Source organism: Paenibacillus sp. JQZ6Y-1, assembly GCF_040719145.1.
GTDB classification, from domain to species: domain Bacteria; phylum Bacillota; class Bacilli; order Paenibacillales; family Paenibacillaceae; genus Saccharibacillus; species Saccharibacillus kandeliae.
The window spans coordinates 333,085-345,659 of sequence record NZ_JBFDUZ010000002.1; the positions used below are offsets into that span (position 1 = coordinate 333,085).

The 12,575-nt window shown below is 49.8% G+C and carries 14 protein-coding genes; 9 read left to right on the forward strand and 5 right to left on the reverse strand.

From position 1 onward, the window contains the following. Nucleotides 1-133: 133 nt before the first annotated feature. Complete coding sequence (locus tag ABXR35_RS15190) at nucleotides 134-586, forward strand: Lrp/AsnC family transcriptional regulator (protein WP_367062194.1); 453 nt, start codon at nucleotides 134-136, stop codon at nucleotides 584-586. A 132-nt stretch (nucleotides 587-718) separates the two neighbouring features. On the opposite strand, the gene chrA is transcribed toward ABXR35_RS15190, so the two are convergent. The 3 genes from chrA to chrS are packed head-to-tail and all read right to left on the reverse strand — an operon-like array spanning nucleotide 719 to nucleotide 2,419. Next, a complete protein-coding gene (gene chrA / locus ABXR35_RS15195; protein WP_367062813.1) occupies nucleotides 719-1,279 on the reverse strand; it encodes a chromate efflux transporter ChrA in 561 nt (186 codons plus the stop codon). Then, complete coding sequence (chrB, locus tag ABXR35_RS15200; RefSeq protein ID WP_367062197.1) at nucleotides 1,279-1,929, reverse strand: chromate efflux transporter ChrB; 651 nt, start codon at nucleotides 1,927-1,929, stop codon at nucleotides 1,279-1,281. Before chrB ends, chrA begins: the two co-directional genes overlap by 1 nt. Before the next feature lie 4 nt (nucleotides 1,930-1,933). Continuing rightward, the gene (gene chrS, locus ABXR35_RS15205; RefSeq protein WP_367062200.1) at nucleotides 1,934-2,419 is read right to left on the reverse strand and encodes a chromate efflux transcriptional regulator ChrS; all 486 of its coding nucleotides are present in this window, start codon (nucleotides 2,417-2,419) and stop codon (nucleotides 1,934-1,936) included. A gap of 165 nt (nucleotides 2,420-2,584) precedes the next feature. On the opposite strand from chrS, the gene ABXR35_RS15210 reads away from it, so the two are divergent. The 6 genes from ABXR35_RS15210 (at nucleotide 2,585) to ABXR35_RS15235 (ending at nucleotide 9,371) form a co-directional block, all read left to right on the forward strand. Next, the gene (locus ABXR35_RS15210) at nucleotides 2,585-3,805 is read left to right on the forward strand and encodes an amidase (protein WP_367062203.1); all 1,221 of its coding nucleotides are present in this window, start codon (nucleotides 2,585-2,587) and stop codon (nucleotides 3,803-3,805) included. Between the two features lie 141 nt (nucleotides 3,806-3,946). Next, a complete protein-coding gene (locus ABXR35_RS15215; protein WP_367062206.1) occupies nucleotides 3,947-4,576 on the forward strand; it encodes a nitroreductase family protein in 630 nt (209 codons plus the stop codon). Between the two features lie 394 nt (nucleotides 4,577-4,970). Then, nucleotides 4,971-6,047, forward strand: coding sequence for a GGDEF domain-containing protein (locus tag ABXR35_RS15220; RefSeq protein WP_367062209.1), 1,077 nt, complete (start codon nucleotides 4,971-4,973; stop codon nucleotides 6,045-6,047). 204 nt (nucleotides 6,048-6,251) lie between these two features. Next, nucleotides 6,252-6,980, forward strand: coding sequence for an MBL fold metallo-hydrolase (locus ABXR35_RS15225; protein ID WP_367062212.1), 729 nt, complete (start codon nucleotides 6,252-6,254; stop codon nucleotides 6,978-6,980). After that, entirely contained in the window at nucleotides 6,977-8,074 is a 1,098-nt protein-coding gene (locus ABXR35_RS15230) for an AbrB family transcriptional regulator (RefSeq protein ID WP_367062215.1), read from the forward strand. The genes ABXR35_RS15225 and ABXR35_RS15230 overlap by 4 nt, the downstream gene beginning before the upstream one ends. 229 nt (nucleotides 8,075-8,303) lie before the next feature. Beyond that, nucleotides 8,304-9,371 (forward strand): lactonase family protein, encoded by a 1,068-nt coding sequence (locus ABXR35_RS15235; RefSeq protein WP_367062218.1) that lies wholly within the window; start codon nucleotides 8,304-8,306, stop codon nucleotides 9,369-9,371. A gap of 261 nt (nucleotides 9,372-9,632) precedes the next feature. On the opposite strand, the gene ABXR35_RS15240 is transcribed toward ABXR35_RS15235, so the two are convergent. Together ABXR35_RS15240 and ABXR35_RS15245 are read right to left on the reverse strand one after the other, a co-directional pair. Next, entirely contained in the window at nucleotides 9,633-10,478 is an 846-nt protein-coding gene (locus tag ABXR35_RS15240) for a hypothetical protein (protein ID WP_367062221.1), read from the reverse strand. Nucleotides 10,479-10,702: 224 nt separating this feature from the next. Further along, the gene (locus tag ABXR35_RS15245) at nucleotides 10,703-11,050 is read right to left on the reverse strand and encodes a hypothetical protein (protein ID WP_367062224.1); all 348 of its coding nucleotides are present in this window, start codon (nucleotides 11,048-11,050) and stop codon (nucleotides 10,703-10,705) included. A gap of 287 nt (nucleotides 11,051-11,337) precedes the next feature. Here ABXR35_RS15245 and ABXR35_RS15250 point away from each other — a divergent pair, with 287 nt between their 5' ends. Continuing rightward, on the forward strand, nucleotides 11,338-11,790 hold the full coding sequence (locus ABXR35_RS15250) for an Rrf2 family transcriptional regulator (RefSeq protein ID WP_367062227.1): 453 nt from the start codon (nucleotides 11,338-11,340) through the stop codon (nucleotides 11,788-11,790). A 78-nt stretch (nucleotides 11,791-11,868) separates the two neighbouring features. After that, complete coding sequence (locus ABXR35_RS15255; protein WP_367062230.1) at nucleotides 11,869-12,501, forward strand: NAD(P)-dependent oxidoreductase; 633 nt, start codon at nucleotides 11,869-11,871, stop codon at nucleotides 12,499-12,501. The last annotated feature ends 74 nt before the right edge of the window (nucleotides 12,502-12,575 follow it).

Sequence of the window (12,575 nt, forward strand, 5' to 3'; positions counted from 1 at the left end):
TAACAACCGAACATATATGAACAACCGGCAGCGCTACCGATGCGTTTTGCTGGTCATTCCTTTTTGCTATCATCTGTAGCTTTTGCTAGAACGTGTTGTCCGTCACGTCAAAACGTACAGAGGAGGATGATCTATGGACCACGTCGATCAATGTATTTTGCTTCATCTTCAACAGCAGGCTCGAATTTCTATGACGGATTTGGGCAAGGAAGTCGGTCTGTCGCAACCGGCGGTGACGGAACGGGTACGTCGAATGGAAGAGAGTGGTATTATCCAACAGTATCGTGCCATCGTCTCCCCAGAGAAAATCGGGCATCAATCCACTGCCTACTATTTGTTTCATACGAGCGATGGACTGAACTTTGTCGAGTTCTGCCAGCAGACGGTAGAGATTGCCGAATGTCACCGCACAAGCGGCGAATACAATTATTTGCTCAAAGTCATCACTTCATCAATCCGCGAGCTAGAAGATTTTGAAAATCGGATCAGTATGCACGGTGATTATACGACGTTGATCGTGCTATCCTCGCCGATTGATTACAAGCCATTATCACCCGCACTGTTAGAGGAAAAGCGTCCGGTTTAGCAGTCTATGGCTATCATAGTCCACAACACGAAAGAGACCTGTCCTTGCTAGGCATACTATGCCTTTGCAGTGACAGGTCTTTTGTGATCACTCCTCCCTGATCAGAAGAAGCAAGCAGCGATACAGGTAACTTTACATAAAATAAGGCAAAGCGAACGCGCCATACGCAAACGCCGCCAAAATGACAAACGCCGGATGAATCTTGCGAATTTGCATCGCCCAAAAAGCGATAGCGGCAATAATGAGCGATTGCCACAGTCCAATGGATGTGTACGATTCTTGCGCCAGTTGCCATGTCAAAATGAGCATCAGTACTGCGATGACCGGTTGCACGAGCAGCGTTAGCCCTTTTACTACCGGCGAGGTGCGATACTTTTGCAGTAGCTTTAGCAGCACGATCATCGCTACTGCCGACGGAATAACTGTAGCGCCGAGCGCGATAAGCAGGCCCGGAATACCAGCAACATTAAAGCCGACAAAAGCAGCAATCTTGGTAGCAATCGGTCCGGGTAACGTATTACCAAGCGCCAGCACATTGGAAAATTGCGTATCATTCAGCCAATGGTAATGGGTAACGATCTCATTGTACATCAGCGGAATTGAAGCAGGGCCGCCGCCGTAGCCGAGTACATTGGCAAGGAAGAATCCCCATAACAATTGTAGCCAATCTAGCCAATCCAAGCTTGTGGTCATCATACGGCACCTCCATTGCCGGAACGGCGATTTCGCAACCAGTTCACCAGCTTAAAGTGAAAGGCACCGTAAAGCAGGAAGGCAGCGATTACTATAGCGGCATGCACATGAAGCACCTGTAGCAGAATGAAGACAAGAAGGAATAAAACAATGCCAAGCGTCTTGCCAAGCCCCTTGACCGCCTTTTCGCCAAATTCGTATGCCATGACACCCAGCATCACGGCAATAACCGGTACAACGGCGGCGATCATGCCTTGAATCATTTTCGACTCACTCAGAAAAGCGACCGCTGATAGCAGAAGAATCATCGCTACGCAGGAAGGAACGATATGCGCCAGAATCGCAACGATGGCACCCAATGTACCTTTGCTGCGATAGCCGAGATACGCCGCCATCTTGGTAGCAATTGGTCCGGGCAGCGCATTGCCGAGCGCCAAAATCTCACCGAATTCATCATCGCTGATCCAGCGGTAACGCGTGACGGCTTCATATCGAAATAGCGGCATAACCGACGGACCACCGCCGTAGCCGAGAATACCAGTCCGCACCATCGCCCAGCATAATTCGCCATACGTTGCCTCGCGGAAGGGTGGTGGGGAGTCGCTGCTGTTCGGAGCGGCAGCAGGATTGGATGCATTGGATATGTTCATTGGTTCAGAGCCTCATTCCCATCCGGCTTTTATAACGCGTAATTAGCACTTGGCAGTCTACGCTCATAATTCCCGGCATTGTGTATAGTTTGTCCTTCAAAAAGGTTTCCATCTCATGATTGTCACGGAATAGCCCGTGCATATGCAGCTTACTCGGTCCAGTCATATGGTACAGGCTGGTTACGACCGGCTCCTCGGCAAGCATATCTGCCGTTTCATGCAGATGCTTCGGCTCCACCTCGACATTGAAAAAGGCAGATACGGCAATGCCGATCTTCGCTGGATTGATCACAGCGGCAAAACGTTCAATAATACCGTTCTCGATCAGTGTGTGCACACGCGCCTGTACAGCCACTCGAGACAGACCAATATCCTTGGCAAGATCGGTATAGGATATGCGTCCGTTCTGGTTTAAAATAGCAATAATCCGGCGATCAATGTCATCAATATCGACCGGCAGCATATCGTCAGACGGCTGGGAAGGATTCATCGTTCATCACTCCTTGTATTTTGATAGATTATGTCATCCATATGTCATTTTCACTTTCTTTTTGACTGCAAAATAATACTTTTAATTACAATATGAATAAATATATAATGATAAATAATCGATTTCAATATAAAAATGTATTTTGCTTGCCAGGGAGGAATCATCATGACGCAGAAATGGAACGCATTTGTGAATGAACAATTTACGCTGGCTCATCATCCGGCGGAGGGTCCGCTAGCCGGTTTAACATTTGGGGTGAAGGATGTATTTGCGCTGGAGGGTTATACATCCAGTGCTGGCAATCCAGATTGGCTGCGCACGCATGGACCAGCAGAACAGACAGCACCAGCGATTCGGAAGCTGTTAGAAGCGGGGGCGGAGCTACGTGGAACAACACATACCGATGAGCTGATGTACAGTCTGAATGGACAAAATGTACATTATGGTACACCAGTCAATCCACAGGCGCCTGATCGCATTCCCGGCGGCTCATCCAGCGGTTCAGCGGTAGCGGTTTCCGCGGGATTGCGCGATTTTGCAATCGGTACGGATACCGGTGGGTCGGTGCGTATTCCGTCGTCCTACTGCGGCATTTATGGCATTCGTCCAACGCATGGGCTGGTTGATATTGACGGTGTGATTCCACTGGCACAAGGATTTGATACGGTAGGCTGGATGGCGAATAGTGCGGAGATGCTATTCAAGGTCGGGCAAGTGCTGCTACAGGATGTAGAGGCAGCCGCAAAACCGCAAAGCGATAGCTCGTTTGCTACGATATATTGGCCACAGGAAGCTTGGTCAGGAGCGGAAGCAGAGACGAGTGAGCTGCTGCGTCAAGTAGCGGAGCGTCTGCTGGAAGGTGCTGTTTCCCATCAAGGCGAAGTACAGCAGGAGCAGATCCAGATTGCGCTAGAAGGGCTAGCAGCATGGATGACGGCATTCCGTACGGTGCAGGGCATCGAGATTTGGGAGCAGCATCAGCAGTGGATTCAAGAGGTACAGCCGGTATTTGCCGACGATATTGCTGGTCGCTTTCAGTGGGCATCCACTTTGCAGCGGGAACAGAGTGGCGAAGCATTTGCTCTAATGGAGACAGTTCGCAATCGCCTGCATCAATTGTTGGGAACTCATGGGCTGCTGATTTTGCCTACGGCAACAGGTCCAGCACCAGCGCTACATATTGACGGGGAAGCGAATGAACAGCGTCGTTCACGCACGATGCAGCTGTCCTGTATCGCTGGGCTGTCAGGTCTGCCGCAGGTTAGTATTCCGGCTGGATTGATCGAAGGCGCACCGGTCGGTTTGTCCGTGATTGCAGGTCCAGGGCAGGATTTGCGATTGCTGGACTGGGTTCGTCAAGCTTCACAAGCGTTAACGCCACGTTAAAAGATTAGACAATAGGACAATTACAGTTGACACTCCATTTGTACGCTTATATAATCACAGTGGAAACGATATTTGATTACTAAAAATAAGCTTTTTACACGTTTCGTATTATTTTATATTTTCGATCAAGGAGTGTTGTACATGTCTAATGTAATGAAGCCGGAAACCATTCAAGTGATGGAAGATCGTCATTCTGTAAAAGTATACGAAAAAGGGTATGTTATCCCGCAAGACGATATGGATACCATCCTGTCCGCTGCAAATGCAGCACCTTCCGCATGGAACCTGCAACACTGGAAATTCCTTGTGATTGACGATGAAGCGAAAAAGCAAGAACTGCTGCCAATCGCCTATAACCAATCGCAAGTAGCAGAAAGCTCCTTTACTGTAGCGGTACTGGGCGATCTGGAAGCGAACAAAAATGCAGCGATCGTCTATGATGCACTGGTAGAAGCTGGCGGCATGACACAGGAAATCCGTGATACGCTGGTAGGTCAGATCAATGGCGCTTACCAAAACCCAGATGTCGCGCGCAACAGCGCATTGTCCAATGCTTCTCTGGCAGCGATGAACCTGATGCTGGCAGCACGCGCACTTGGTTATGATACGTGTCCAATGGGCGGATTTAACGCAGCGACATTTGTGGAGCACTTCAACGTGCCTGAGCGTTATGTTCCGGTTATGCTGATCACTGTAGGTAAAGCAGCCAAGCCTGCTTATGCTTCCGGTCGTTTCCCATTGAGCGAAGCGGTTATCAAAAATTCGTTCTAAGTTGAAATGAATAGGAATAAATAGCTTTTTCCCTGCTTGAATCATAGCTGCTTGTAGAGGTGGCGCATAACAAGTGAGGTACAGACCGGTGTCATCCGACACCGGTTTTTTGCTGCATTTAACGGTAATATTTTGCTAAAATGAGGATAGATGGGTCTATTGGCAGATTGGTGCAGTGTGAGGCTGCGCGGATGGAGTTTGCGTATGCTACTCTGGGAGAAATGACCAATATTCTTTGGTTTTTCTATGAAATAATCGTGTTGGTTTGCCGTATTATATAGTATAGTTGCTGAGTTATGTATGCAAAGACGTGTTCACATGACACAGTAAGCCGTTCATGGATGCGGAAGAACCATTCATAAATTGCCGTTTGGGCATAAATGAGAGGCATAATATGATACTTGTTTTAATCAATAATTTAACGATGGTTACCGCGTTTTTGTTTTTTACGAATTTGCTGTTAAATCGGTTTAAAGAGCAGTTTCCACGTTATCATGCAGCTTATCCGTATCTCGCAGGATTGCTTCATGGAGGGCTGGGCATTGGATTGATGCTGCTTAGTAGTGGAGCACCCGGCGGTTTTCATTTGGATATGCGGGCGCTGGCGATTGTAAGTGCGGTGTATATGGCGGGGCGGTTTGCAGGTGGGATTGCCTTAGTCTGCATTTTGCTTGGTCGCTTCCTTTTATTAGATATTACGAATATGGCGGGCTTATTGGCAGGCATGACGATGATTATAACGACGTATGTGCTGGCAGCCTTACTCCTAACCTATTCGCATCGCAAATCGTTTCACCGCTGGCTGGGCATTATTACAGGCGGTATGCTGATGCCATGCGTCGTGGTTTATTTTGCAATGCCGAATCCTTATCTGCCGAGTACGCTGCTTGTGATGCTCAGTTATTTGGCTGGGGGCGTGTTTACGTATTTGCTGCTAACCTATTTGAGCCGTACGAATCGCTCGCTTCATCTGCTCAAGGAAAAGGCAAGTCGGGATCATTTGACAGGGCTGTACAATTCGCGCGCGTTTGACTCGATCTTTGAGCAAAAGCTGCAACGTACGCAGCAGAATCGGGAGCCATTTTCGCTGTTGATGATCGATATTGATTACTTTAAATCGATTAATGATACGTATGGGCATGCGGCGGGGGATACGGTGCTGTCTTCCTTTGGTGAGCTGCTGCTGGACTTTGTGCGTTCGTCTGATCAATGTGCACGCAAGGGTGGCGAGGAATTTGTGGTGCTGCTGAATCATTGCCGATTTGAGCAGGCGCAGCAGACGGCAGAGCATTTGAGAAGGCTGGTGGAGCAGCATAGCTTTCCATTGTTAAACGGCAAGCAACTGCATATCACGATCTCAATCGGCATTGCGACCTTTCCGGCAATTGAAGCGGAGCAACTGCTTGAGCAAGCCGATCAGGCGCTGTACCGTGCCAAGCATGAAGGGCGCAATCGGGTATGTTCTATATAAACGGATCAGGAAATAAGGACAGGCTATACGACACATATATGCCGCTTATTGTGCCTGATCCGTTTTGTTTTGTGACGATATATACATAGGTAACGAGGGTGTTATTTTGACAATTCCGACTGGAAAGGATGATAATATGAGAGGAACTATCATTTCGTTCAGGGAGGTGAACCGAGGTCTGTTGATACAGACTTTGGATAAGATATGAAGATCAATGAACAAATCGAAGTGCTTGATTTGCATGTGGAAATGGGCGGTCATGCTGCCGTTCTGCATCCGTTTGTCATTTATGAAGATGGACGTGCTTATATATTCGACACTGGTTTTCCGGGCAATTATGATAAGCTGACTTCGTTGCTGAAGCCGGATTATCCGGTGGCGGGCGTGATCCTAACGCATCAGGATATCGACCATGTTGGTACGTTGCCGCAATTCATCAACGATGGTGGGGGCAAGCTAGAAGTGTACGCGCATGAGGATGATCGTAAGGTGATTGATGGTACGGCTCCATTTATCAAAGCAACGCCAGAACGACTTCAGATGATCGCATCCTCGCTCGCACCGGAAGAAGGACAGCTATTCCGTGCAACCTTCTCCGCAGACACACCGCCCAATGTGAATCATGTGCTGCATGATGGCGATGTGCTGCCGCTGGCTGGCGGCTTGCAGGTTGTGCATACACCGGGACATACGCCCGGTCATATCAGTCTGTATCATCCAGTCAGCAAAACACTCTTTACTGGCGATGCGATGGCAGTGAATGAGGGACAACTGGAGGGACCAGTACCAGCCTTCACGCCGGATTATCCGCTTGCTGTACAATCGTTGAAAGCCTTCTTGGATTTGGATATCGATACGATTGTTTGTTATCACGGCGGCGCCTTCCGCGGCGATATTCACGGGCGTATTCGTGAACTGGTAGCATCTTCGTGATTTCGTCTATGCGCTGGGCTGGTTGGGGTAGCACACTGCTGTGTGCCCTAATCGGCGGCGCTTTCTTTCATTTGTTGCACCTGCCGGTACCGTGGTTGCTTGGTCCGATGATCGGCGTGTTTGCTGGTTCGCGGCTATTGAAGCGTTGGCAGCCGTCTTGGCCTGCCGCCGCCAAAAACGCCGGTATTATGATTGTCGGGTATTCGATCGGCTTGTCGCTGACCGTATCCACGCTGGCAAGTATCGGTCAGCAGTTGCCCTCGATGATCACGCTGACGCTGCTGTTGATGGTATTTGCGATCTCGATGGCGTATGTGCTGTCCCGCTGGACAGGCATTCCTTTTCAAACGATGCTGATCGGCAGCATTCCCGGCGGGTTGAGTCAGATTGTTGTGCTGGCAGAGGAGCAGAAGGGGATCGATATTACGGTTGTGACCTTTTTGCAGGTGTCGCGTCTGATGATGATTGTGATCTTCGTCCCGCTATTGGTATTCAGTCCGTTATTCGGTGCAGATATGGACACAGTATCGAGTACGGTTGTACGCTCATCGGGCAGCTGGAGCGCGCTATTTCCGGCGATTCTGCCTTTTCTCATTCTGTGTCCGCTCGCAGCATGGTTTGGCAAGAAAATCCGTTTCCCGACCGCGTATCTGCTCATGCCGATGATCATCACCTGCTTGCTACAAATTGTCGGCTTGCACGGACCTGCATTGCCTCTTGGAATACTAGATGTGGCGCAGCTATTGATCGGCAGCTCGGTAGGACTGATGCTGCACCCAGAGCAATTGCAGCACAAGCTGCGTATGACGCTACTAGCGATAGGCAGCGGTATTGTGTTGATTTTATTCGCATGCATCATGACGCTGATTCTGATGAAATGGCATGGTGTATCCGCCGCGACCGGGCTGCTTAGTATGGCGCCGGGTGGAATGGATCAGATGGGGATCATTGCGCATGAAGTTCATGCGGATGTAGCGACAGTCAGTTGCTATCAATTGTTCCGCACGCTGCTTATTTTCATTGCTATTCCACCATTTGTCCGCTTGCTGCTTGGTCGGATCAATGCGAAGCAGCAAGCGGAGTCCATGCGTTGAGTGTATGTATCTTCAATGACTATGCCTGACATGACCACAAATCCGAGTGCTGCTGATTCAGTAGCGGATGGATTCGGTATTAAATAGAGAGTGTGCCTGTTCACTGAACAGGCTTTTTCTATAGCTATCGTGCATACAATCGTGTCGCACAGAAGTGGGATGTCAGGATATTGCATCGCATGCTGCGATTGTATACGCGCCCATCATCGTTGCAGAGAGGAGAATCGTCATGTCAGTCGTAGATCATCAGGTATGGCTTTATATCGGTACATATGCCGGTACGGAGGAAGCGGGGATTCATGTTGCAGTGATGAATCAGGATACCGGCGAACTGAAGCTAGTTTCCAATGTCAAAGGGGTAGAAAATCCATCGTATCTAGCACTGTCGAACGATGCGACGCATCTGTATGCTGCCAGCGAAAAGGACGAGGGCGAAGTGCTTGCGTATGCCATCGACGGCGATCATGCACTGCATTTGCTGGATCGCAAGCCGACTGGCGGCGGAGCGCCATGTTATGTGCAATTAACGCCGGACGGTCGGTATGTGCTAACTGCCAATTATACCGGTGCCAATGCCAGTTCGTTTCCTGTAAAAGAAGATGGCAGTCTGGGTGACCGCAGTGGCAATGTGCAGCATGAAGGTAAAGGCACGCATCCTGAGCGTCAAGATGCCGCGCATACCCATTCCATCGTATCCTCGCTGGATGGCAGTATGGCGTATGTGTCTGATCTGGGAACGGATCAAGTAGTTGCCTACAATCTGGGCGAGGATGGCAGTTTGACGGAAGCGGGCAGCACATCGCTGCCACCAGCTGCTGGACCGCGTCATCTGGTCTTCCACCCGAACGGTCAGCTGGCATACGGAGTCAATGAGCTGGATAGCACAGTGACCGCCTACTTCCGTAATGTAGAAACGGGTGTACTGGAGATTTTGAATACCGTCTCCACCCTGCCGAAGGACTTTGAGGATGAAAATACGGGCGGCGATATTCGCCTGTCGCTATGCGGTCGCTACGTCTACGCGTCCAACCGTGGTCATGACAGCATCGTCCAATATGTGATTGATCAGGAAGCAGGCACGCTGTCGACGGTGGAGTGGGTACATGTGAAGGGCAGAACTCCACGTAACTTTGCCGTTGTACCGGGCGGATATGTACTCGTATGTAATCAGGATTCCGGCAATATCGTCCAATTTGCTGCCGATCCAGAAACAGGGCGTTTGACACCGACTGGTCATGAACTGACCTTGGATCGTCCAGTTTGTCTGATGGCGGATATGAACGAAGTGGAAGACTGATATACTGGATATACACGATTTTTGGTGAAAGGAGCTGACTCGTGAGGAGTTCAGCTCCTTTTTCATTGTGATAGTAAGGAGGGGATGCTGGTTGCGCGTAATCCAGAATATTCGGTTGGACTATATCCTTTTTGTCTCATAAATAAAGAAGAACCCTTAACCGATTGTATGGTTAAGGGTTCTTTGATCATAATTTTCCTGTAGCGATGTTGCGGTACGGCTACGATTGGATGTGATGCGGATTCATGGACACCGCATCAATCACTTATTGTACTCACCAGCATACGGACGCTCCTTGCGCTTCGGCTCGCGTGTGAATCGGTATCCTACCGCGAATACTAGCACCTGCACGATCAGCACATACGGTGCTACCATCAAGCCGAACAGATGCAGCAATCCGAGCGCCGCGATGATCAGCGCATTGATGACAAAGGATGTTCGGCGTCCACTTTCTCGAAATTGTGCGCTTAATACACCGTACAGCAGCAGCAATGCCCCTGTCAGCGAAATCAACCGTAGCACCACGAAGAAAGGTGCCGGTGGCCCTGTCAGTTGCGCGATATGTAATGCTTGCCAGCTATGCACCAGCAGCGCGCCTTCCAGCAGCAGGACGAGCAGCGGCAGCAGTGGGCGCAGCGTCAACCAGAACAGCAGCCCCCAATGCGGCTGCTCGCCGCGTGCTAGCAATTGCTTACGTTCACGGGTTAGGCGGCTAATATTCATCTCGAGTGTACGGTACAGCAGTAGCAACGCCTGACGATTCTGCATCTCTAGATAGCGGTCGATACGTTCAACCAGCTCATGATCGGCATACGGTGCAGACTTGCATGCGAGCACAACCTCAGCGGTGAGTGCTGCTTCACTACGCTCAGATGATGACACCGGGGAAGCATTGCCAGTCGCGCTAACGACCGGATATAGATGTCCGGCTGCCCGGGTAAAATGATTCAAACTAACCTCGATCCGGCGCATTCGTTCGCGGTCGGTTCGCTTGCGCTGTGCAGCGGAAAATCCGTACACCGCTGCCAGCAAAGCTAGCATGGCGACACTCGGCCAGATCCAGACGATCGGGTCGTACTGCCACATGCTCGATTGCCATGCTTCCACCTTGTTCACTCCTTTTACAACCATTGGTCGCTTTCCAGCTTGCTGATACCACTATTACACAACGATGCCGCCGATTCAACACCTTGTTGTTTCGGCGGAGTGTGAGGTCATTGGATATAGTCTTGATCTGTACTGCCATTTGCTAGTACTGGTACTTGAAGCAGACCTGTTCAAGTCCGCATCAGATCGTGTTAACAGTCTGTACGATAGCCCTTTTTGATACGTTAGTAACGGCGATTCGATGAATCGTAGGGCGGTTGATGTACCGACGAACTACGCATGCTCACTGCCAACGCCTCGATCAGCAGCACAATCGCTGTAATGGTGTGCATGATCCAGCCAACAATCGGAATCCAAGCAATTGCCGACGTTACAATACCAATCGCATTACCAAAGGGCGAGCGGCGCGCGCGAATGGCCAATACCAGTGTAATCAGATGCAGGATAAAAGCGACGAACAGCGGCCCATACCCATAGCTAATGACGAATGTTCCACCAATCAGCGGAATCGCCATCAGCGCCTCCAATGCAAACGTAATCCATTTCATTACCGGTAGCCCATTGTTGTACATCTATTCTGCACATCCTTTCTGAATGGAGTGAATCTGAATAACCAAATCAGGCTTACATTATAGTATTAAACGAAAAAAAGCATTTTGCGTTTCTTTCCGGTGATTGTTTAGATAATCAGTTGTCAGTTTTGGGTGAAATACTGGTATACTGGGATATGGACTGAAATCATGGATGATGGACACACGTACTTTGATCTATACGTTGAATGTATAGGATAGATAGCATACCCGAAGCCGGGACGATGATAATCTGCATGACCATCAGGCAGGAAAAAGGAGGAATCCGTATGGCGTACAATAGCCGTTTTGCCGTAGCGATACACACACTGTCACTGCTCGACTCCACCGAAGGCCGGATTACTTCGGAAATGATTGCAGGCAGCGTCAACACGAATCCAGTCGTTATTCGCCGTATGATTAGCTTGCTGACCAAAGCAGGGATTTTGCGGACACAGCCCGGTGTTGCTGGAGCGCAGCTGACTCGTCCGGCGAGCGAGATTACGCTGCTGCACATTTACCGTGCCGTACAGAGCGAGAATCGGGATGAATTATTTGCAATTCACGATACGCCAAATCTGAATTGTGAGATTGGCCGCAATATTCAGCAGGAGCTAGAGCAGGTATTCGCCAGAGCGCAGCGTGCAATGGAGCACGAGCTGGAGCAGATCACATTGCGTCAGGTGACGACCGATCTGCACCAGATGGAGGAAGTCCGTCAAGCAATTGGTCAGCAGAACTGAATCAGTTCCGGCTGAACCGGGTATGTAAGGACAGAACCTCAAGTCAGGTACTGTCATGACGGAAAGGATGGATATAGGATGAAAATTATTATTATTGGCGCGAGTGGAATGATCGGGCAGCGCCTTGTACAGGAAGGGCTGCGTCGTCGCTATGAAGTAACCGCAGCTGGACGCGACCTGTCCAAATTTGATCAACAGCAAGAGCAGCTGAAACTAGTACGTGTGAATGTACTGGACCCAGCAAGTGTGGAAGCAGCAGTGTCCGGGCATGATGTCGTCATCAGCGCATTCGGACCACAATTCGGCAATGAGGAAGAACTGCCGGAAGCCGCACGTTGCATCAGTGCCGGTGTGAAACAGGCTGGTATTCAGCGCCTTGTTATCGTGGGCGGTGCAGGTAGTCTGGAAGTGGAGCCTGGTGTTCGTCTAATGGATACCGCCGATTTCCCTGAGGAAATCAAGCCACTAGCTCAGGCGCACGCAGAAGCGTATGAGGTGTATCGTCAGAGCGGTCTGGAATGGACGTATGTTAGTCCGGCAAGCTGGATCGAACCGGGCAAGCGTACAGGGAATTTCCGTATCGGTACGTCTCGCCTGATCACCGATGATGACGGGGCAAGCCGCATCTCTGCCGAGGATTATGCTGCTGCATTGTTCGACGAGGTGGAAGACCCACAGTTTGTACAGGATCGGTTTACAGTAGCGTATTAATCCAATGTGTGCCTATGGATCTCATAGGAACATATCCAGATTATATTTAGACAATACGAAATCAATGATTCAGC